Below are 20998 nucleotides of genomic sequence, written 5' to 3'. Positions count from 1 at the left end.
GATTGAGTAACAATAATGAGGAAGATATAACATGAAGGCTTTGAAAAACCCAGTGGCGCTTGCCACTCTGCTGGTTCTGCAAGCATGTAGTTCGCAGCCGCCACAATCTGGCGCTGCCGACCCAGCTTCTCCACCAGCCACCTTAGATAAGCCAGACACCATTCAACCTCAAACCTTTATGCTACGTGGAAAAGTGATCGTCGGTCACGAGAGCCAATACATCATGCCTTGTGGCAGCGACAAGCAATATTGGTTACAACTGTCACCACAGCAAATGCAACGAGCAATTCAGTTAAATAACGAGCCTTACCAGACCATGTATGGCGAGGTTATCGGCCATCTCAACCCACCGGGCATCGATGGGTTTTCTGCCGATTTCGATGCTAACTTTGTCGTGGAACAAGTGAACTTCCTCACAACGGAAAATCCAAACCGTTGTCAGCAACCAAACAAACCAACTCGCGTGTTTGGTAATGAGCCTTCTTGGTCGGCAAGCTTTGAGGCTAATGGACTGACATTCCAGCCAATCGGAAAACAAACCTCAAAATTAGCGATTAAGAGCAGTCAACTTCAACCTCGCCAGCGCACATATCAACTACAAGATGGTGAACTTCTCCTAACAGAAAACCTCTGCTCAGATACGATGAGTGATTCTTTGTATGGCTGGAAAGCGACGCTAAAACATGATGGCGACACTTATCAAGGTTGTGGTACAGCTGCAAACGTGGACGCTACGCTTGGCTGGGTGAATACCTATGTCGCGACTTCAACCCAATCACAAGGTTTTGAGGTGCAAATGACCTTAAACCCAGACCACAGCGCCACAACAAAATACAGTTACGCCAATGGGCAAGCACCGTTAATCGAGCGTGGGTACTGGCAACAATTAAGTCCGTCTCAGGTTCAAGTCGTCATGACGCATCATCAACAACAAAGACTGATGTCAGAGCGACTGTTTACGCGAGAAGGTAATCAGCTCAAAGCGACCAAAGAAAAAGTCGGCAATTTGGTTTATCCGATTGCCGATGGCGGCTTAGTGCTTTATCCAGCCACCATTCGTGATGAGGGCATGATGCAACCAGCCGAGAAACGCGCCAACAAGCCCATCAGCAGTGCAGACGTGCCTTCTAGTGCGGAGTTTGACTCCAAAGTAGATGCCGCCGTGCGCAACTACTTCTTCATTCACCAAACCAACCCCAACAACAACCAGTACCGTTGGCTAACTTACGACCTCAGCGGCGATGGTAACGAAGAGCTATTAGTACAGCTGGATTGGTGTGGTTCCGGTGGCTGTACATTGCTGATATTTGAACATCACGAAAAAGAGTGGCGCTTCAATAGCCGCATCACACTGGTACAAAGCCCAATTATGCTCGGCCAACAAACCTCTCATGGCTGGCGAGATCTAATTTTTAATGTCAGCGGTGGCGGAGCTAAGGCAGCCCAACACGTGATGCAATACAGTGGGGTTAGCTACCCACTCAACCCAAGCATGGCACCAACGGCAACGCCAAACCAAATCAGTGGCGTGCGTCTGTTCTCGGATGGGGTTAGCCCTGTGCGCGAAGGAGTTCGTCTGTAATGTCGCAACCGTGTCCAAATTGTGGTTTTCAATTCAACTGTATGTGCTCACTGGTGCCGAAACTTACCAGCGAGCACAACATCTTACTGTTGATGCATCCGAATGAACTGACGCGTGATACTAATACTGGCCAGCTACTAGAGCAGTGCCAACTCAATATTGAGCGAGTAATCTGGGACCGAAAACAACCACCAGCAGACTTGCTCGCTCGATTAGCTGATCCATCGCTGTATCCAGTGCTTCTGTTCCCAAGTGAAGAAAGCGTCACACTCGAACATGTGGCGATCCAAAGCCAACAACAAACCAAAACTCCGCTGTTTATTATTTTGGATGCCACCTGGCAAGAGGCGCGCAAGATGATCAACAAGAGCCGTTGGTTAGAAAGTATCCCTACTATGGCGCTGTCTGCCTCGGCGGACTCGCAATATCAGCTGCGACGCAACCAACAACAAGGTAACTTGTGCACGTTTGAAGTCGCCGCATATTTACTCGGACAACTAGGCGAGCAAAATAACCAGCAAAAAATGCTCACATTCTTTGCTCACTACCTTGCGCTATTTCAAGCCGAAAAAAGTGGACACGCTCTCAAGCAATCACCGAACTCAAGCAACTAAAACCAAATTGCTCAAAATAAAAAACGCAGACAAGGCTGCGTTTTAATTTGGAATGGTTTCACGTGAAACAGCATTAAAATAATCGGGTCGGCTCACCCAGATAATAGCCTTGCAGATAGTCGACGCCCATATCCTGCGCGATTTTGCACACCTCTCGATTGTGGACAAACTCCGCCACCGTCTCCGCGTTAAACACCTGACATAAACGCACCAACTGAGAAGCTATTTTGCGCTGCTTTAAGTCTTTATCGATATCACGGATCAAGCTGCCATCGAGCTTTATGACTTCCGGCTCCAGCTTTAGGATTTCATCAATATTGGAATAGCCTGAGCCAAAATCATCAACAATGATACGCGCTCCTAAGCTTCTAAAATGACTGCATACTTCGATCATTCGACCGTAGTCTTTGATTTGCTCAGATTCCAACACTTCCAAACCAATTCGCCTAGGGTCATTGAGCTGACAAATTTCATGCTCTAAAAGCATTAAAGTTTTATCACTAAGCAAATCTTGCGGCGATAAGTTAATAGAAAAGTCACCTTGCTTATCTCGCATGTAATGTAACGTAGAATGGATCATGTGCCGACTCAATCGGGTATAAAGGTGCGTATCGGAAATAATAGGCAGGAAGCGCCCTGGCGCAATCACCGTTCCATCCTCCTCCAAAATGCGAACCAAACATTCTTGGCTTGCCAATTTATGGCTATCCGCATGCACTATCGGCTGGCTATAGGTGATGATGTTCTGTTTGAGAATGGCTTTACTGACGCAACTCAACCATCCAAGTTGCTCTTTACGTACATCCTCACTGACTTCGATGTCTTTCGCATTGCAGATATGGGTATTACTGCGCACACCGGAACGCCTCGCTTCAATGCCTTTGAGCAATAGCTCATCCGCAGAAGCTGATGGAAAATCTCGACGACTCACTAAGCCACCGCACAGCGAGATAGAAAGATAATCTATTTCGCGCAGACCAATTGGCTCAAAATTAGTTTGCTCTACCGCGTCGGCAAAACGAGTAAAGTGCTGTTTGATGGTTTCGCTGCTTTGGTCAGCTTTAAATATGAACGCCCACTCACCAACCCCAATACTATAAAGCTGCAAAGCCGTTGGCATGCCAAAACGCTTTCGCAGTCGATTCGTAAAATGCATTGAGAGGTCTTTAAGTAGCTGATCCCCTACTCTATAACCGTATTTTTCATTGATATGGCTGAAGTTAAGTAGCTTTAGAGTCAGCAAGTGCTCATCCAAATCAATGCTACTCAGCCGCTCTTGCAGCGCGACTCGGTTTTGTAATCCAGTGCGACTATCTCGCCGATAGCTTTCTTGTAACTTGCGCGTTTGGCGATCGAGTTGATACCCCATATGCGCGTTCATATGGTTGAGGTCGCCAATCGCATTTCGAATCAAGCTAAACAATGGTGAAATAGAGGAGCTAACGGGCGACTTAGGCAAGTTCAATGCTTGTACTTCATCTCCCTCTCGCATCGCTAAATACGTCAGACTGTGATGAAGAATTTCTGGCTGTCCAATACCGCCATGCAGTTCCCCCATACAATAACTACCAAACGTCGTCGCGATATCTTTGAAGGCTTGGACTTCGTCGCTGCTGTCAATAAAGTCTAACCGTGACGCGCAGTTAAAAATCATCACGACTTCAGGTTGGTGCATGGCTAACTCAACCACACCATGTCGCACCTGTTCGAGCGTTAATGAGGGGTGGTTATAGCAAAATTGTACTTCGTCACCAAGACACCAAGGCCTGTCGAAACTCATACTGCCATCAGCGTGTAGCTCCGTTACCGTGCAAACTTCCTTGCGCCCCAAACTTTCTCGATACAAAGGAAAGCTGAGCAACTGACTCAGCGTCACATCATGGCCATCCGCCAAGTAACGCTTGTATACGTCCAACGCTTTCTGTTCACCTAAGCAATACAAGCGCGTTCCTTTTGCATGGGTGACTTTATGTGGCATGCCAATCGGGTTCCATTCCGAATACGCATCCGTCCATAACTTCAAGGTATCACTGTGCAAAGCTACGGCGACCACAGCGTTATCGTAAACTCGGTTTTGATATAGCACCCAACAGCCATCATCAATACTTTGCGCCAACCCTCCAGAGATCACGACTTCTTCACTGGCGAAGGTTTGAAACAAGGGATAGTCACGTCGTTCAATTTGCACAGCAAAGCTGAGGATCACTTGCGAATTATGCTGCAACAGAAGCGAGCGTTTGAGCTCTCCACCATCAATATCGGGGGAGTAAGAGTAGGTTTGGACGGCAGAAGTAAGCGTGGTTTGTTCGAACTCAGTCACACTGATCAGGCAGCCAGAGGTAAATATCTCCCCCTCCAGAATGACATTACGCGTACTATGCCCCATGACATGAGCATTCGGCAGCAACAATAAAACAGCGTCCGCAAGTGTGGTCGTAAAGTCGCGTGATTGAGTCGACAATATTTGCACCAAATATTGTTTACTTGAAGAGAACTGAGAAGTGACTAAAAAGTCATTTAACTGACTGACATCATGAACCAGTTTTGAAAAAGCTCGCATGCACCTACCACTGCCGTAACACTATCTTCACCACGACGTGTGGCGTTACTCTTTTTACTTAATAGTGAATAATTTACGTGGCTTTACGCTGCTTTTCTAGACACAAAATGAGATTAGAATGGATTAATGCGAAAGCAATTAAAAAAGTGTGAGTAACGGCTGCAAACTATTGATTTCAATATCAGGTAAAGTACGTGTTTTTGAATGGTTAATGATATTTTTATTCATATCATTGAACCAACAAGCCGCAAAACCAGCCGACTTTGCACCATGCACATCCGTGGTTAGGTGATCACCGACATGCAGAATATTCTCTGCTGGAATATCCAAGAACCGTTTCGCCTTAGTAAACATATCGGTGGCGGGTTTCGCTAACCCATCTGGCCCCGCTTTGAGTACACATTGAAAATACGGCGTTAAGCCAATTTTATCTACATCGACGTTGCCGTTTGTGAGCGCCACGAGCGGAACTCGCTCTCCCAGTTGTGTCAAAACATCTAAGCTTGATTGGGGCACTTCAAACTGACTGCGCCAATCCAAAGCGAGCTGCACACCCTCTTCAGCTGCGGCTTGAGCTTGCGCTTCATCATAGCCAACTGAAAGAAAACCATGCTTTAGCTGCACTAAACGCCAAAGCGTCACATCGCTTCTGAGATCCGGTCTCTGCTGGAGCACATGTTTTTTTACCTGCATCCAATCAGCCTTATCCATGTGCGCCACGGCAGGATGTGTTTGCTGCAACCAAGCCAGCAACTCACGCTCCATACGGATAATCACCGGGTAATTGTCATACAGCGTGTCATCAAGATCGAAGGTCATGGCCTTAATAGGCTCGATACGGCGATAAAATTTCATACTTCGGCTCACTCCCCGTTCTTTTTACGTGCGCGTGGGTGGGCTTGGTCGTAGGCTTGCGCTAAATGTTGGAAATCCAAGTGCGTGTAGATTTGGGTCGTCGAAATGTTCTCGTGCCCTAAAAGCTCTTGCACCGCACGTAAGTTATTGCTGGATTCGAGCATATGTGTCGCAAACGAGTGACGCAATTTATGCGGACTAATATGGCTCGCCACAGACTGTTTCTGTCCCCATTCTGCCATACGTTTTTGCACGCTACGGTGCGAAATACGCGTTCCGAGTTTAGACACAAACAAGGCGGGTTCACCTGGCGCAGCAAGATCGCCCCTGACTTTCAACCACTTGGCAACCCATTCAGTTGCCATGCCAGAGAATGGAACTTTACGTTCTTTGTCGCCTTTACCGATAACACGAAGCTCGCCACTGCGCAGTTGTACATCACGTACATCCACACTCACCAACTCAGCCAAACGCAAGCCAGCACCGTACATCAGCTCCATCATGGCACGATCACGCACAGCCAACGGGTCGTCTTCGTTGACCTGAAGCAGTTGGCTCACTTCATCAACATCGAGGTTTTTCGGCAACGGGCGCTTTTTACGTGGCGCTGAAACCCCTTTGGCAGGATTAGCTGACATCTCGCCACGCAGAATAAGGAAATCGAAAAAGCTACGCAGCGATGAGAGGCGCGTCGCCAAACTGCTGGCTTTCATGCCTTCCCGCATGCCCTTACCTGCTAATTGGCGTACCCAGCCTGCATCCACTTGAGACCAATCTTTAAGTCCCATTTCAGCCAAGTGCTGCGCCATAGTTTCTAGCTGCTGTTTGTAATTGCGTTGAGTATGTAGGCTGAGCCCCTTTTCGCTTCGTAAGAATTCATAGAAGCGCTCAAGAGGCTTTTGCAGACTATTTGGCAGAGGAGTGTTGGGAGTTGTCGTCATCGTAACTTTGCCATACCAATGTTTGAGCGAGATGTGCCACTACTAATGATAGGTGACGCAAAAACAAGGTATCCATATCTGGTTGAAAATGACCGCCATCCTCACTAGAGAACGCTAGCACGCCCAGTGTTTGCTGTTTCACGAGCGGCAGTACCACATAGGACCCCATTTCCGGCACATCCATATTGCCAAACAAAGCTTCACGATCCACTTTTCTCAGACGCCCTAAGTACGCGTCTTTGCCATTTAAGAGAGTGGTCGCAAAACGTTGATAACTTTCCTTACTCAATTGAATCGATGCGTCGCATTGACTAAACAATCGAACAAACCCGCGTAAGCCAAGTGCTTTAGCTTTCTCTTCAATAGAATGAATGACTTGTTTAAAGTCACCACACTTTAGAATCTGCCCCTGCAAATCCATAAATTCGTAAAAGGTGCGATCGTTGTTCGCCGCAAGCGACATCAGTGTGGTGATCTCTTCTTCTAACTCTTCAATGCGCTGACGTTGGCGATTCATTTGTATGTGCACCAAAGACACCGCACCCAAGTCTGAGTGTGGGAAAGATAGACGATCCACAAGCTCTGGACGCTGCACAAAAAAATCGGGATGATCTTTGAGGTACTCGGCCACCACTTCAGCCGTTAAGGCATCTGCTTCTACTTGAGACAAACCGTTTCCTTTTTCTTCTACTAGCAAGACAATTGACCATCAAATACATGCGTTGTAGGTCCGGTCATAAACAACGGCTTACCCGGACCTTGCCACGCAATTCGCAGCTCACCACCTGGTAGAGAAACCTTAACATTTTCATCCAGCAGACCCTGAAGAATCCCTACCGCTACCGCCGCGCATGCGCCGCTACCACAAGCTTGTGTTTCACCTGCGCCTCGCTCGTAAACTCGAAGACGAATATGGTCACGACTCACCACCTGCATAAAGCCAGCGTTGACGCGCTCTGGAAAACGCTCGTGCGACTCAAGCAGCGGGCCTAATGTATCGACATCAGCAGTATCCACGTCATCGACCACCGTCACCACATGCGGGTTACCCATGCTTACCGCGCCACAGAACAGCGTTTTTTCACCAGCGCGCATGATGTAGGTTTTCTCTTTTTGCTTGGCTTTAAAAGGAATTTTGTTCGGCTCAAACTCTGGAACGCCCATGTTGACCGTCACTTCTCCATCATCTTCGATGTTGAGAATCATCTTTCCTTTTTTGGTGCTTACGCTGATGCTGTATTTATTGGTCAACCCTTTTAAGCGAACAAAACGCGCGAAGCAGCGCGCGCCATTCCCGCACTGCTCGACTTCACTACCATCGGCATTGAAAATCCGATAATGGAAATCAGTTTCAGGGTCGTAAGGGGCTTCTACCACGAGCAATTGGTCAAAACCAACGCCGGTATGACGATCCGCCAAACGGCGGATCAGGTCTTGCGAGAAAAACACGTTCTGGGTAATACAGTCGACGACCATGAAGTCGTTGCCCAAACCGTGCATTTTGGAAAAGTGGAAATGCATTTGTTGTGTGTTACTCCGGTAGAATCTGTTCCAGCTGCCACAAACTGGTCAGCTCCTCACGCTGGCGAACTAAGTGGCTTTGTTTACCATCCACCATTACTTCTGCCGCTCGGGTACGAGTATTGTAGTTCGAAGACATCACAAAACCATAGGCACCTGCTGAACGAACCGCGAGTAGATCACCTTCTTGCAAAACGAGTGCGCGATCTTTACCCAAGAAGTCGCCGGTTTCACAAATAGGGCCAACCAAATCGTAAGTCTGTGCTTCACCCGTGCGCGGCGAAACTGGCACGATATCTTGCCATGCTTGGTATAGTGCAGGACGCATCAAGTCGTTCATTGCCGCATCGATGATGGCAAAGTTCTTGTGCTCAGTATGTTTTAAAAACTCAACACGCGTTAGCAAGATACCTGCATTCGCAGCAATTGCTCGGCCCGGCTCAAAAATCAGCTCCAAGTCTTGGTGATTTTCAAGACGACCAAGTAACGCTTTGGCGTAATCTGAAGGCTGAGGTGGTAATTCATCACGATAGACCACACCCAAACCGCCGCCGACATCAAGGTGACGAATGTTAATGCCTTGCGCTTTTAAATCATCAATCAGGGCTAATAAACGGTCTGTCGCGTCGATAAATGGGTCGATATTGGTCAGCTGAGAACCAATGTGGCAGTCGATGCCTTGCACATTCAAGTTCGGCAGGCTTTGCGCGAATTTATAAACATCTGGCGCACGATCAAATGCAATGCCGAATTTATTGTCGCGAAGACCAGTCGAAATGTAAGGGTGTGTTTTCGCGTCGACATCTGGATTGATACGCAGAGAAATTGGCGCAATCACACCAAGCTCACCCGCAACCTTATTCAAACGTTCTAGCTCAGGCTCAGATTCAACGTTGAAACATTTGATACCTAGCTCAAGAGCACGCTTCATTTCTGCAGGTGTTTTCCCAACACCAGAGAAGACGACTTTCTTCGGATCACCGCCTGCGGCAATCACACGCTCAAGTTCACCACCTGATACGATATCAAAGCCCGAACCCAAACGCGCCAGTGCGTTCAATACGCCTAGGTTTGAGTTCGCTTTCACCGCGTAGCAAACTAGATGAGGATGTTGACCCACAGCACTATCAAACGCCTTCCAGTGGCGCTCTAGCGTGGCTCGAGAATATACGTAAAGAGGAGTGCCATATTGCTCTGCAAGAGCTTGAAGTGGGACGTCTTCGGCCCAAAGCTGGCCATCATCCTGATAGTTGAAGTAATCCAAAATTCGCTTCCCTTATTTTATTCGACTGCTGAACCCTAATTTCACCCTAAGGCGCGGTTATTTATTGTGATTGCTCATTCTGTTGAGTGTCATCTGGAATGTATAGTGAGCCAGACTGGCCACATCCCGCTAACGTCGCGGCAACCATCACAAACAACACAGTAACTAATTTTTTCATTTCGCATATCGTGATTATTGAATCAATGCCCCCTATAATCGCACCACACTCAGGAAAAGCAATAGGATAGACGGATGAACGATACTGAATTTCATCAACTGGTGGATGCGCAGATGCAAATCATCGAAGAATCCATCGATGATTCAGGCGCAGACATTGATTACGAAGTCACTGGCAACGTAATGACATTGGAATTTGAAGACCGCAGCCAAATCATCATTAACCGCCAAGAGCCGATGCATGAGATCTGGCTAGCGTCCAAATCTGGTGGTTTCCACTTCAAGCTTATTGAAGATAAATGGACCTGCTCAAAAACGGGCATGGAGCTATTTGAAATGGTGAAGCAAGAGTGTGAAAAGCACGCGGGCGAAGCCATTGATTGGGCATAATGCTGGTCAATCGTCACCAAAACAAAAAGAGCACTTCGGTGCTCTTTTTGTTTTTTGATACGGGTTTAATTACGCGTTCACCGCTTTCGTCGGACGATGCGGCGAGCAACCATCATTACGATAAGGGATGATATAAGCATTGCCCTCTTCAGGATGGATAATCTGGTAGTACTGCGGCAGGTTAAAGTTGATAAATTTCGACGCAACACGACTGTCATCTTTAACTGATGTGTAAAAGCTGTTCACGGACGAAATCATCTCGTCTTTGGAGCCACTGAATTGGTGATACACTTCAACTTGGTTTGACTCATCCAACACATAAATATTGAAGCCATCTTCATTATCTTCAAAGAAGAACTGCACCAGACCTTCACTGGCAAAACCATCCACCGCTTCTGGCATTTGATACTCTTGCTCACGATCGAGCATTAATAGCGGCGAGCCTTTAAGTTTGTTAGTAGAAATGCTGCGATAGAAATCAATGGAGTTTTCTAACTTCTGCACCGACACGCCACGACGTTCAAAGAACAGCCCGTAAGTTTGGTTACCGAGGCGCATCGCTTTAAAGCGGCGACGTTTTTCTTGCTCTACTGGCTTCAAGCGTAAGTCGATACATTCCGCTAAAAGCTGGTAGACCATATTACGCATAACACCACGCATGTTCTTCGCATAACAGAACACATCCACCGATTCTGGTGGCAACGCGTCTTGGTGCATTTTGCCCAGAATAGTTTTCAGTGCGTCCAGCATCGCCGTTTCCCCTTTGAAATGCAGCGTACGCACTTCATGCCAGGAGTTACGGTAAACCAAGTCGACACTGCCGACTAAGTTTTTATGTTCCGGACCAAAACTGAAGATATCGGTATTTTTCACATCCACTTTCAGTGAACGGCCCGAAAGCTCTGACGTAGGATCATTTTCAAAGTTGATGAACATCGCTAGCTGGCTGATCTCACATGGGCTAGCTAATGCCTGCATCGTCGGACGGCGCTTACGCAGCGCAAAGGTATTTCGTAAGTCGCTCACCATTTGGTAGAACTTATCGATATCCAGTTGTGCTTCACGCACCACCGCGTGCAAACGAGTCGACTCGGTGATTAAACCATTAAAGAATGCCCAAGAGACTAACTTGCTCAAGTATTCATGATGTTCTAAGTATGGCTGCCCCAAAATGCGGTGCGCGATCAGAGGTTGTTTATAGAGATACCAACCAGACTTGTTCACACCACCATCTTTCACTTCGATGAAGCTTAAATCCGGTTCATGCAAATCAGGGGAAATCTGCGGGTTGAGCAACGTCACTTTGCCCGGCAATACTTCAAAAGCGGCGTAAAGCTTACGAGCCAAAATACTGATGTCTTGCGGGCTGATAGCGGAGGTAATGTCGTTGCGACGCGCAAATTGAATCAAATTACGGTAGCTCTGCATCAACGCATCCAGCAACGCATGATGCACCACTTTTACCTGTTCAACTTTCCAGTTGCGGCGATCATCGAGCTCAGCAACAACGCTGGCATCCCAATCCCATTTTGCAATCATGTCGCTCAGCGCTTCACGGCGCCAAGCCACTGAACCAACATCCGGTTCACGCGACAACTTTTCATGGGTTTTGAGATAGAAGCAACGGCGCACCAAATCCAAACGAGTGTCGTCTTGGATTCGCTCTAAATAGCGAGTCACTTTTTCCAGCATTAAGTAGTACGCATCCATACCGTAGAGATCTGGCTCATGGGCAAAGAAACGACGTTTGGTGTCGATGCTTAGCAGCTGCGTATGCGGGTATTCCCACGAATAAGCTTCAAGCAGAATGGCTTTTAATACCGATTTGTAGGGAGAATCGATACTTTTGTATAGCTGCCACAAGTTCGAGCCGAAGTACTCTTCAGCAGGAATGCGGTTCAATTTACCAAAGTCGATCCATTCACTACAGTCAATGTAACCTTCACTGCACAATTGAGAAACGTACTCGTCGTAACACTCTTCCATTTCTGGCGGCACTATTTGCCATAATAAACGCTGTCCAGCAATACGCACCGCGCTGCGATAGAATTCATCAAGCAAAAGTAAGTGCTGAGATGAGCCACAGTTATCACCCGTCATCTCTTCAGAATGGTTGCTTCTAAAGCGTTCTTCATCCATTAAGAAGAAGTTCGCCTCCACCCCTTGGCTTTGTGCCCAGTCGGTGATCAGCAAGCATTTATTGGTCAGCAATTCTCGCTCGTCACAATCCATATCTGGCGAAATACACACCCAAATATCTAAATCACTAGAAGTACTTTGACCAATTGATGAGGTACTACCCATGGTGTATAAGCCCAAGATAGCCGGTTTCTCTGCCGTCTTAAGTGGCTGACCAATCGCGAGTTGAATGTCATCAATGAATTGCTGTTGAATGCTATTTAGCGCCAGCCCATGTACACCAAACGGGACATCGGCATCGTAATAGCCAGGAATCACAGGGTGGTTGTAGTTCAACAAGGCAGGAATCAAGTGGAAGACTTGCTGGCTTTGCGAATCCATAAGCGCCAGCGCGCGATCAACTCGCTGCTGATTCAAATTATCTAGTCGCTGAATGATTTTTTGGGTGTAAGCCTGCAAGGGGAATTCCTTGGTTGAACAATCACGAAAATCTGCTGACGTTTTAAACCAAAACGGCCTAAAAACGTGATCAATTTAACACTTTTATTGGTGCGGGTAAAGTTTCACGCCCACGCACCACTCAGGGTGCAAAACCATACTTTAGTCACAAAATTAATCGCGCGGTAGTGTCGCTCTTATTACCTATTACTAATAATAGTCCTTAGTCTAATTGAGAATCCAGTCACACTATTTTCATAACGTCATGTAATTCCATTCATAGCTCTCAGAGATAACGAACTAACAGTAAGCATTTCTTGATGAGAATGGTAGGATAAACCCAAATCCAAACAGCATTGAGAAGATCATGACACAATCCACACCTATTCGCATTGCAACTCGAAAAAGCCCTCTTGCTTTATGGCAAGCTTACTTTGTCAAAGACGCCCTTCAAGCCGCTCACCCTGGTTTGGAAGTCGAGTTAGTAACCATGGTGACCAAAGGTGACGTGATTTTAGATACACCGCTAGCAAAAGTTGGCGGCAAAGGCTTATTCGTAAAAGAGCTTGAAGTCGCAATGCTAGAAGGCCGTGCAGACCTTGCCGTTCACTCAATGAAGGACGTGCCCGTCGATTTCCCGGAAGGTCTTGGCCTCGTGACCATTTGTGAACGTGAAGACCCTCGTGATGCTTTCGTCTCCAATACCTATAGCAACATTGATGAACTCCCTCAAGGTGCCGTGGTTGGTACTTGCAGTTTGCGCCGTCAATGCCAACTGAAAGAATATCGTCCAGACATCATCATTAAAGAGCTTCGCGGTAATGTGGGCACTCGCCTTGGTAAACTAGATGCGGGTGAATACGATGCGATAATTCTTGCTGCGGCTGGCCTTAAACGATTGAAGCTTGAAGAACGCATTCGTAGCTTTATCGAGCCAGAGCAATCATTACCTGCGGTAGGCCAAGGTGCTGTCGGTATTGAGTGCCGCCTTGACGATGAAAGGCTGCTTAAGCTACTTGAGCCACTTAACCACCAAGACACCGTAGACCGCGTTTTGTGTGAGCGCGCAATGAACCTGACGCTAGAAGGCGGCTGTCAGGTACCTATCGGCAGCTATGCCCTGCTAGATGGCGATAACATTTGGCTACGCGCATTAGTTGGCGAACCAGATGGCAGCGAAATTGTTCGTGGTGAAATCCGTGGCCATCGTAAAGACGGCGAAACGTTAGGAGTGCAGTTAGCCAATGAACTACTGGATAACGGCGCTCGTGAAATCCTAACTAAGCTGTACGCAGATCACGAATAATCATGGCAGTGTTGGTCACTCGGCCGGGAGAGCAAGGCAACGCGCTTTGCTCTCTGCTCGAAAGGCACGGCATTTCCGCATATCACCATCCTCTGATCGACATTGTCGCCGATCTCACGGACACGCACCTCTCTAAACACCTGCATCAAGCTCAAATTGTTATCGCTGTTAGTCGACATGCCGTGCAATGTGCACAGCAAATCTTAGCCAGCAACGAGACATCATGGCCGAAACAAGCCATTTACCTTGCCGTTGGTCAAAAAACAGCACACTATTTAAGCAAATGTACCCAACAGAAAGTACACTATCCCCAAGTCAGTGATAGTGAACATTTATTGCGACTGCCAGAGCTCAATAATGTGGCCCAACAACAGGTTCTTATCCTTCGTGGGAACGGTGGAAGAGAGCTGATCAAAGATGCATTGGTGAGACGTGGCGCAAAAGTTCACTATAGTGAGACTTACAAGAGAGAATTCATCCCATTCGATCCAGTAAGCTGTGTCTCACTATGGAAAACCCTACAAATTGACCAGATCATCGTCACCAGTGGTGAGCAACTGGATTATTTGTGCAGCCAATTGACGTCAGAGCAATTGACTTGGCTTAATCAACAAGAGTTGTATATCCCCAGTCAGCGTATCGCTGACATCGCACTTCAAAGGGGGTTCACTCGGGTGAGATGCACGGGAAGCGCATCCAACCAGGAATTACTGGCGGCTCTCCAGCCCTAGCTACACAGGATATAGGCATGACAAGTAAAAATAACGACCAAAAAAATAACGATAAAAACCTTTCCGAAGAAACCTCATCGGCACCGCTAGCCGAAAAAAGCACATCGCAGCAGGATGCGGCCCCTAAAAAAGAACAGCCAAAAGTGGCCGAGCCCCCAAAAACAGCCGAGCCAACCAAAGTCGAATTTGAAGAAAAACAAGGTAAGCGCGGAGTTAAACTAGGCACAGTCGCTATCATCTTATCGATTATTTTTGGCGGTGGCCTCGCATACAAGCTGCATCAGCAGCAAGCCGATTACCAAGCGCAGATCGCCCAACTAAAAAGTCAGCTAGAAAGCACTCAAGCTTCCATGAAGCAAGAGCTCAGCCGGGTACAAGAAGAAACCATCGAGAAAGCAACGACCGTGACACACAAAGCGGAAGTGGTACTTGGACAGCAACAGAAGAGCATTGAAAGCTTACAGCTTGCCGTTGCCGATGTGAAAGGTCGCCGACCAAACGACTGGCTACTTGCTGAAGCCGATTACCTCGTCAAATTAGCAGGTCGTAAACTGTTCTTAGAGCATGACGTAGAAAGCGCAACTCAACTAATGGAAAGTGCTGATCAACGCATTGCCGCACTGAATGACCCTAGCCTCGTCAAACTACGTAAAGCAATGGCGAACGATATCACCAAACTTCGTACTATCCCGCTGATTGACCGTGATGGATTGGTACTACGCTTAACTGCTCTGCAACAGCAAGTAGACAAGCTACCACTCGCCAATGCACTACTCCCAGAAGCAGAAGTCGTAGAGAACACTGAAGTGTCTGAAGATATTGCAAACTGGCAAGATAACTTAATGACCTCTCTGAAGGACTTTTCAGAAAACTTCATTACGTTCCGCACGCGCGATGGTAACGTCATTCCACTGCTTTCTCCTGAGCAACACTTTTACCTAAAAGAAAACATCAAAGCCAAATTGGAGACCGCAATAAAAGCGGTGTACCAAGAGCAAGGTGAAATTTACACCACGTCTCTAAAAACGGCCGATAAATGGGCATTAGCTTTCTTCAACCAAGACGATAATTCCGTTAAAGAGTTCAACAAAACTGTTAACCAGTTAAGCCAGCAAAACATTCAAGTGGAATACCCAACGAAACTGCAAAGTCAGTCTCAACTATCAGATGTCATCCGTGAGCGCCTACGTCGCGAAGTCACAACGATGACAGGTATGGAGGATAAGTAATGTTTCGTCTTATTTTCCTATTTGTTGTACTAGGTGCAGGACTATTTGTTGGCACTCAATTTTCTGGTCAGCAAGGCTATGTACTCATCTCCATCGCTGAGAAAACGATCGAGATGAGCGTAACGACATTGGTCGTATTCGTTATCGCAGCACTCGCAGGCCTTTTTCTACTTGAGTACCTAATTAAAAAGCTAGTTTACGCAAGTTCTACAACATGGAACTACTTCAGCGTGCGCAAAATGCGCCATTCCCGTCGATACACCAATGAAGGCATTATTAAACTCCTAGAAGGAGACTGGAAAGGTGCCGAGAAAAAAGTGACTCGTTGGGCGAATCATCACGACATGCCACTACTTTGTTACTTAGTTGCGTCTGAAGCTGCACAAGGTCAAGGTGATAAAGCAAAACGTGATCACTACCTAGAGCTAGCAAGCCAGCAAGAGAATGCTCATCTCGCAGTAGAGCTAACTCGTGCTAAACAGTTTATTCGCGATAACGAGTTCGAGGCTGCTTTCGATACTTTGCAATCGTTAAAAGGTCAGTATGCGAGTAATTCGATTGTATTGAACTTGCTGAAAACAACGTACATGCAGCTAAAATTGTGGCAACCTCTTATTGACCTCTTGCCACAACTCACCAAAGCAAAACTCATCACGGAAGAAGAACACGCAGAGCTGATTCAAAAGGCGCAATGCGGCTTACTCCATGAAGTGGCACAGCAGCAAGGTAGCGAAGGGCTTATTTCTCATTGGAATGGCCTTGCACGCAAAGTAAAACAAGACACACACCTAGTCGCCTGTTTTGCTCGTGAGTTGATAGCCCGGAAAGCAGATGCTGAAGCCTTTACTGTGCTAAAAGAAGCATTGAAAAAGCAACCGGCTCCTGAGCTTTATCAACTACTGCCAGATCTAAACCTGCCAGATATCCACCCTGTAGTGGTTTTCTTAGAGGGAGTAGTGAAGAAAGAGCCAGATAACGCCGCTGCGCATAGCGCATTAGCGCACTTCTATTTCCGTCAAGAGAAGTGGCAAGAAGCCCAAGACCACTTTGAGATCGCCTTAAAGCTTCGCTCTGACGTCTCTGATTATGCATTCCTAGCAGATACACTAGAGAAGCAGAATCTAACTAAAGCCGCTCACGAAGTCTCTCGTAAAGCTCTCACGCTCGTCCAGAACGACTAAGTAGCGGTCATTTAACCAAGCCGGCAGTTTACTGTCGGCTTTTTTATTGCCTGTCATTTATCAACACTCCACAAACCTGCAATATCCACTAGAGCTAATGCCCTGCAATCGCCTGAACTTCATTAGGAGGCCCCAGCAAAGCTTCTTTAGTTCGTTCCCAGCAGCACTCCATTAAGCTCACCAAAAGCCTCTAAAAGCCTCTAAAAGCCTCTAAAAGCCTCTAAAAGCCTCTAAAAGATAGCTTGCTCACTTTCTTCAAGGCGAACAACCAAATATAAGTTTCTAGGAAGGAACTCTACTAGCAAAATGCAGATAACTTGAAATAGTGTAGGAAGCAAAATAGGTACATAAGCTCCGATACTCTCCATTCTCTTCAATGAAGGACTGTCCTATACAATACTTAGACCGTGTTTATTGTACCAACTAGAGCAAGATAGCGAAGAGCCATTAGGTAACACTAAGAGCGCTAACGCACGTAATATAGAGTAAAGGCACGTCCCTTGTTAACAGAAACACTTCACCCTTAGAGGTAGGAATGCCAATACTCAAACTTGATGGCTCTCGTTAGAAGATAAAGTTATGAACTTCTGTCGCTGCACAACCCGTGGATAGCGAGAACGCGCTTAAAGCAAGGCTTCTCAAGTGACATAGTGCAGGGATACCTAGTCCGGGGATACGATCAGCTAAGGGATTGATTCCAGTCCCTAACGAATTTCCAAGCGTCAGAAACGAATAAAGCCTCGCTATTTCTAGCGAGGCTTCTGAATAGTGGCGGAGAGATAGGGATTTGAACCCTAGATACGCTATTAACGTATGCCGGTTTTCAAGACCGGTGCTTTCAACCACTCAGCCATCTCTCCACAAATTGTCATCAAAAGATTAGTACACTGATGATGTTGTTACTTGTCTATGCAAATAACGATATTTAAAGCCTGGCGATGTCCTACTCTCACATGGGGAAGCCCCACACTACCATCGGCGCTATTTCGTTTCACTTCTGAGTTCGGCATGGAAATCAGGTGGGTCCAAAACGCTATGGTCGCCAAGCAAATTCTTTAATCTGGAAAGCTGTTTCTTAATTCTCGTTACTACACATTCAATGTTCTTTCATTGAGTCCATCAAAACCCCTTGGGTGTTGTATGGTTAAGCCTCACGGGCAATTAGTACAGGTTAGCTCAACGCCTCACAACGCTTACACACCCTGCCTATCAACGTCGTAGTCTACGACAACCCTTTAGGATACTTAAAGTATCAGGGAGAACTCATCTCAAGGCTCGCTTCCCGCTTAGATGCTTTCAGCGGTTATCGATCCCGAACTTAGCTACCGGGCAATGCGTCTGGCGACACAACCCGAACACCAGAGGTTCGTCCACTCCGGTCCTCTCGTACTAGGAGCAGCCCCTTTCAATTCTCCAACGCCCACGGCAGATAGGGACCGAACTGTCTCACGACGTTCTAAACCCAGCTCGCGTACCACTTTAAATGGCGAACAGCCATACCCTTGGGACCGACTTCAGCCCCAGGATGTGATGAGCCGACATCGAGGTGCCAAACACCGCCGTCGATATGAACTCTTGGGCGGTATCAGCCTGTTATCCCCGGAGTACCTTTTATCCGTTGAGCGATGGCCCTTCCATTCAGAACCACCGGATCACTATGACCTGCTTTCGCACCTGCTCGAATTGTCATTCTCGCAGTCAAGCGGGCTTATGCCATTGCACTAACCTCACGATGTCCAACCGTGATTAGCCCACCTTCGTGCTCCTCCGTTACGCTTTGGGAGGAGACCGCCCCAGTCAAACTACCCACCAGGCACTGTCCGCAACCCCGATGAGGGGTCGACGTTAGAACATCAACACTACAAGGGTGGTATTTCAAGGACGGCTCCACGCAATCTAGCGACTGCGCTTCAAAGCCTCCCACCTATCCTACACATGTAGGGTCAATGTTCAGTGCCAAGCTGTAGTAAAGGTTCACGGGGTCTTTCCGTCTAGCCGCGGGTACACTGCATCTTCACAGCGATTTCAATTTCACTGAGTCTCGGGTGGAGACAGCGTGGCCATCATTACGCCATTCGTGCAGGTCGGAACTTACCCGACAAGGAATTTCGCTACCTTAGGACCGTTATAGTTACGGCCGCCGTTTACCGGGGCTTCGATCAAGAGCTTCGACCGAAGTCTAACCCCATCAATTAACCTTCCGGCACCGGGCAGGCGTCACACCGTATACGTCATCTTGCGATTTTGCACAGTGCTGTGTTTTTAATAAACAGTTGCAGCCACCTGGTATCTGCGACTCTCAATAGCTCCATCCGCGAGGGACTTCACCGTCGAGAGCGTACCTTCTCCCGAAGTTACGGTACCATTTTGCCTAGTTCCTTCACCCGAGTTCTCTCAAGCGCCTTGGTATTCTCTACCCGACCACCTGTGTCGGTTTGGGGTACGATTCCTTACAATCTGAAGCTTAGAGGCTTTTCCTGGAAGCATGGCATCAATGACTTCACATCCGTAGATGCTCGACGTCGTGTCTCAGCCTTAAAAAGAGCCGGATTTACCTAACTCTTAAGCCTACGCACTTGAACCTGGACAACCGTCGCCAGGCCCACCTAGCCTTCTCCGTCCCCCCATCGCAATTGTAAGAAGTACGGGAATATTAACCCGTTTCCCATCGACTACGCCTTTCGGCCTCGCCTTAGGGGTCGACTTACCCTGCCCCGATTAACGTTGGACAGGAACCCTTGGTCTTCCGGCGAGGAGGTTTTTCACCCCCTTTATCGTTACTCATGTCAGCATTCGCACTTCTGATACGTCCAGCATGCGTTACCACACACCTTCAACCGCTTACAGAACGCTCCCCTACCCAATGCACTAAAGTGCATTGCCGCAGCTTCGGTTTACTACTTAGCCCCGTTACATCTTCCGCGCAGGCCGACTCGACCAGTGAGCTATTACGCTTTCTTTAAATGATGGCTGCTTCTAAGCCAACATCCTGGCTGTCTGAGCCTTCCCACATCGTTTCCCACTTAGTAGTAATTTGGGACCTTAGCTGGCGGTCTGGGTTGTTTCCCTCTCCACGACGGACGTTAGCACCCGCCGTGTGTCTCCCGGATAGTACTTACTGGTATTCGGAGTTTGCAAAGGGTTGGTAAGTCGGGATGACCCCCTAGCCTTAACAGTGCTCTACCCCCAGTAGTATTCGTCCGAGGCGCTACCTAAATAGCTTTCGGGGAGAACCAGCTATCTCCAGGTTTGATTGGCCTTTCACCCCTAGCCACAAGTCATCCGCTAATTTTTCAACATTAGTCGGTTCGGTCCTCCAGTTGATGTTACTCAACCTTCAACCTGCCCATGGCTAGATCACCTGGTTTCGGGTCTATATCCAGAGACTGAACGCCCAGTTAAGACTCGGTTTCCCTACGGCTCCCCTAGATGGTTAACCTTGCCACTGAATATAAGTCGCTGACCCATTATACAAAAGGTACGCAGTCACAGGACAAGCCTGCTCCTACTGCTTGTACGTACACGGTTTCAGGTTCTATTTCACTCCCCTCACAGGGGTTCTTTTCGCCTTTCCCTCACGGTACTGGTTCACTATCGGTCAGTCAGTAGTATTTAGCCTTGGAGGATGGTCCCCCCATATTCAGACAGGATATCACGTGTCCCGCCCTACTCGATTTCACTGAATATGCGTCGTCAGTTACGGGGCTATCACCCTGTATCGCCAAGCTTTCCAGCTTGTTCACCTAACGCCTATAAAGCTTAAGGGCTAGTCCAATTTCGCTCGCCGCTACTTTCGGAATCTCGGTTGATTTCTTTTCCTCGGGGTACTTAGATGTTTCAGTTCCCCCGGTTCGCCTCGTTATGCTATGTATTCACATAACGATACTTACTTATGTAAGTGGGTTTCCCCATTCGGAAATCCCAGACTCAAGTGGCTTTTACTGCCTAATCTGGGCTTATCGCAAGTTAATACGTCCTTCATCGCCTCTGACTGCCAAGGCATCCACCGTGTACGCTTAGTCACTTAACCATACAACCCGAAGGAGTTTCGAGTTGATGTTCAAATCACC

Annotated in this window: 15 protein-coding genes, 1 tRNA gene and 2 rRNA genes; 7 read left to right on the top strand and 11 right to left on the bottom strand. The window is 47.5% G+C overall.

The genetic code is table 11. The features are described from left to right. Nucleotides 1-31 precede the first annotated feature (31 nt). Both FR741_RS00610 and FR741_RS00605 read left to right on the top strand, forming a co-directional pair. Complete coding sequence (locus tag FR741_RS00610) at nucleotides 32-1582, top strand: COG3650 family protein (RefSeq protein ID WP_167426138.1); 1551 nt, start codon at nucleotides 32-34, stop codon at nucleotides 1580-1582. Further along, complete coding sequence (locus tag FR741_RS00605) at nucleotides 1582-2196, top strand: tRNA-uridine aminocarboxypropyltransferase (RefSeq protein WP_167426137.1); 615 nt, start codon at nucleotides 1582-1584, stop codon at nucleotides 2194-2196. The genes FR741_RS00610 and FR741_RS00605 overlap by 1 nt, the downstream gene beginning before the upstream one ends. 73 nt (nucleotides 2197-2269) lie before the next feature. Here FR741_RS00605 and FR741_RS00600 read toward each other — a convergent pair whose 3' ends face one another. The 7 genes from FR741_RS00600 to lptM all read right to left on the bottom strand — a co-directional run bounded on the left by FR741_RS00600 (nucleotide 2270) and on the right by lptM (nucleotide 9515). Next, nucleotides 2270-4756, bottom strand: a complete 2487-nt coding sequence (locus FR741_RS00600) for an EAL domain-containing protein (RefSeq protein WP_053807596.1) — start codon at nucleotides 4754-4756, stop codon at nucleotides 2270-2272. A 138-nt stretch (nucleotides 4757-4894) separates the two neighbouring features. Next, the gene (gene yigB / locus FR741_RS00595) at nucleotides 4895-5611 is read right to left on the bottom strand and encodes a 5-amino-6-(5-phospho-D-ribitylamino)uracil phosphatase YigB (RefSeq protein WP_167426136.1); all 717 of its coding nucleotides are present in this window, start codon (nucleotides 5609-5611) and stop codon (nucleotides 4895-4897) included. Nucleotides 5612-5619: 8 nt separating this feature from the next. Continuing rightward, on the bottom strand, nucleotides 5620-6552 hold the full coding sequence (xerC, locus tag FR741_RS00590; RefSeq protein WP_167426135.1) for a tyrosine recombinase XerC: 933 nt from the start codon (nucleotides 6550-6552) through the stop codon (nucleotides 5620-5622). Further along, a complete protein-coding gene (locus FR741_RS00585; protein ID WP_174856084.1) occupies nucleotides 6518-7249 on the bottom strand; it encodes a DUF484 family protein in 732 nt (243 codons plus the stop codon). Before FR741_RS00585 ends, xerC begins: the two co-directional genes overlap by 35 nt. Then, nucleotides 7243-8073 (bottom strand): diaminopimelate epimerase, encoded by an 831-nt coding sequence (gene dapF / locus FR741_RS00580; protein WP_006743008.1) that lies wholly within the window; start codon nucleotides 8071-8073, stop codon nucleotides 7243-7245. The genes FR741_RS00585 and dapF overlap by 7 nt, the downstream gene beginning before the upstream one ends. A 10-nt stretch (nucleotides 8074-8083) precedes the next feature. Continuing rightward, the gene (gene lysA / locus FR741_RS00575; RefSeq protein WP_006743007.1) at nucleotides 8084-9337 is read right to left on the bottom strand and encodes a diaminopimelate decarboxylase; all 1254 of its coding nucleotides are present in this window, start codon (nucleotides 9335-9337) and stop codon (nucleotides 8084-8086) included. A gap of 61 nt (nucleotides 9338-9398) precedes the next feature. Continuing rightward, nucleotides 9399-9515, bottom strand: a complete 117-nt coding sequence (gene lptM, locus FR741_RS23770) for an LPS translocon maturation chaperone LptM (RefSeq protein WP_005378746.1) — start codon at nucleotides 9513-9515, stop codon at nucleotides 9399-9401. A gap of 74 nt (nucleotides 9516-9589) precedes the next feature. Between lptM and cyaY the strand changes: the two genes are divergently transcribed. Beyond that, nucleotides 9590-9904, top strand: coding sequence for an iron donor protein CyaY (cyaY, locus tag FR741_RS00565; RefSeq protein ID WP_012841286.1), 315 nt, complete (start codon nucleotides 9590-9592; stop codon nucleotides 9902-9904). 69 nt (nucleotides 9905-9973) lie between these two features. Here cyaY and FR741_RS00560 read toward each other — a convergent pair whose 3' ends face one another. Further along, the gene (locus FR741_RS00560; protein WP_005393844.1) at nucleotides 9974-12502 is read right to left on the bottom strand and encodes a class I adenylate cyclase; all 2529 of its coding nucleotides are present in this window, start codon (nucleotides 12500-12502) and stop codon (nucleotides 9974-9976) included. 346 nt (nucleotides 12503-12848) lie between these two features. Here FR741_RS00560 and hemC point away from each other — a divergent pair, with 346 nt between their 5' ends. Genes hemC through FR741_RS00540 form a run of 4 tightly spaced genes read left to right on the top strand, consistent with a single transcriptional unit; the run spans nucleotide 12849 to nucleotide 16928 of the window. Continuing rightward, on the top strand, nucleotides 12849-13787 hold the full coding sequence (gene hemC, locus FR741_RS00555; RefSeq protein WP_005393847.1) for a hydroxymethylbilane synthase: 939 nt from the start codon (nucleotides 12849-12851) through the stop codon (nucleotides 13785-13787). Nucleotides 13788-13789: 2 nt separating this feature from the next. After that, nucleotides 13790-14518: a uroporphyrinogen-III synthase gene (locus FR741_RS00550; protein WP_046874396.1), complete on the top strand. Its 729-nt coding sequence runs from the start codon at nucleotides 13790-13792 to the stop codon at nucleotides 14516-14518. A gap of 17 nt (nucleotides 14519-14535) precedes the next feature. Continuing rightward, nucleotides 14536-15747, top strand: coding sequence for a uroporphyrinogen-III C-methyltransferase (locus FR741_RS00545; protein ID WP_134648313.1), 1212 nt, complete (start codon nucleotides 14536-14538; stop codon nucleotides 15745-15747). Then, nucleotides 15747-16928 carry a heme biosynthesis protein HemY gene (locus FR741_RS00540; RefSeq protein WP_005393852.1) on the top strand — a complete coding sequence of 394 codons (1182 nt, stop codon included), beginning with the start codon at nucleotides 15747-15749 and terminating at the stop codon, nucleotides 16926-16928. Before FR741_RS00545 ends, FR741_RS00540 begins: the two co-directional genes overlap by 1 nt. A 769-nt stretch (nucleotides 16929-17697) precedes the next feature. Here FR741_RS00540 and FR741_RS00535 read toward each other — a convergent pair. The 3 genes from FR741_RS00535 to FR741_RS00525 all read right to left on the bottom strand — a co-directional run bounded on the left by FR741_RS00535 (nucleotide 17698) and on the right by FR741_RS00525 (nucleotide 20958). Continuing rightward, nucleotides 17698-17788: transfer RNA gene (locus FR741_RS00535), tRNA-Ser, on the bottom strand. A 70-nt stretch (nucleotides 17789-17858) separates the two neighbouring features. After that, a 5S ribosomal RNA gene (rrf, locus tag FR741_RS00530) occupies nucleotides 17859-17975 on the bottom strand. A gap of 93 nt (nucleotides 17976-18068) precedes the next feature. Beyond that, nucleotides 18069-20958: ribosomal RNA gene (locus tag FR741_RS00525) — 23S ribosomal RNA — on the bottom strand. Nucleotides 20959-20998: the final 40 nt, after the last annotated feature.

The organism is Vibrio diabolicus, assembly GCF_011801455.1.
GTDB classification, from domain to species: Bacteria; Pseudomonadota; Gammaproteobacteria; order Enterobacterales; family Vibrionaceae; genus Vibrio; species Vibrio diabolicus.
This window is presented reverse-complemented; position numbering and strand designations above follow the sequence as displayed.

What these genes read in the sequence shown, in the direction of transcription:
- FR741_RS00600 (WP_053807596.1), bottom strand. Translation starts at nt 4,756, where the DNA reads ATGCGAGCTTTTTCAAAACTGGTTCATGATGTCAGTCAGTTAAATGAC.
- FR741_RS00550 (WP_046874396.1), top strand. Translation starts at nt 13,790, where the DNA reads ATGGCAGTGTTGGTCACTCGGCCGGGAGAGCAAGGCAACGCGCTTTGC.
- hemC (WP_005393847.1), top strand. Translation starts at nt 12,849, where the DNA reads ATGACACAATCCACACCTATTCGCATTGCAACTCGAAAAAGCCCTCTT.
- dapF (WP_006743008.1), bottom strand. Translation starts at nt 8,073, where the DNA reads ATGCATTTCCACTTTTCCAAAATGCACGGTTTGGGCAACGACTTCATG.
- FR741_RS00540 (WP_005393852.1), top strand. Translation starts at nt 15,747, where the DNA reads ATGTTTCGTCTTATTTTCCTATTTGTTGTACTAGGTGCAGGACTATTT.
- yigB (WP_167426136.1), bottom strand. Translation starts at nt 5,611, where the DNA reads ATGAAATTTTATCGCCGTATCGAGCCTATTAAGGCCATGACCTTCGAT.
- FR741_RS00605 (WP_167426137.1), top strand. Translation starts at nt 1,582, where the DNA reads ATGTCGCAACCGTGTCCAAATTGTGGTTTTCAATTCAACTGTATGTGC.
- cyaY (WP_012841286.1), top strand. Translation starts at nt 9,590, where the DNA reads ATGAACGATACTGAATTTCATCAACTGGTGGATGCGCAGATGCAAATC.
- xerC (WP_167426135.1), bottom strand. Translation starts at nt 6,552, where the DNA reads ATGACGACAACTCCCAACACTCCTCTGCCAAATAGTCTGCAAAAGCCT.
- FR741_RS00545 (WP_134648313.1), top strand. Translation starts at nt 14,536, where the DNA reads ATGACAAGTAAAAATAACGACCAAAAAAATAACGATAAAAACCTTTCC.
- lptM (WP_005378746.1), bottom strand. Translation starts at nt 9,515, where the DNA reads ATGAAAAAATTAGTTACTGTGTTGTTTGTGATGGTTGCCGCGACGTTA.
- FR741_RS00610 (WP_167426138.1), top strand. Translation starts at nt 32, where the DNA reads ATGAAGGCTTTGAAAAACCCAGTGGCGCTTGCCACTCTGCTGGTTCTG.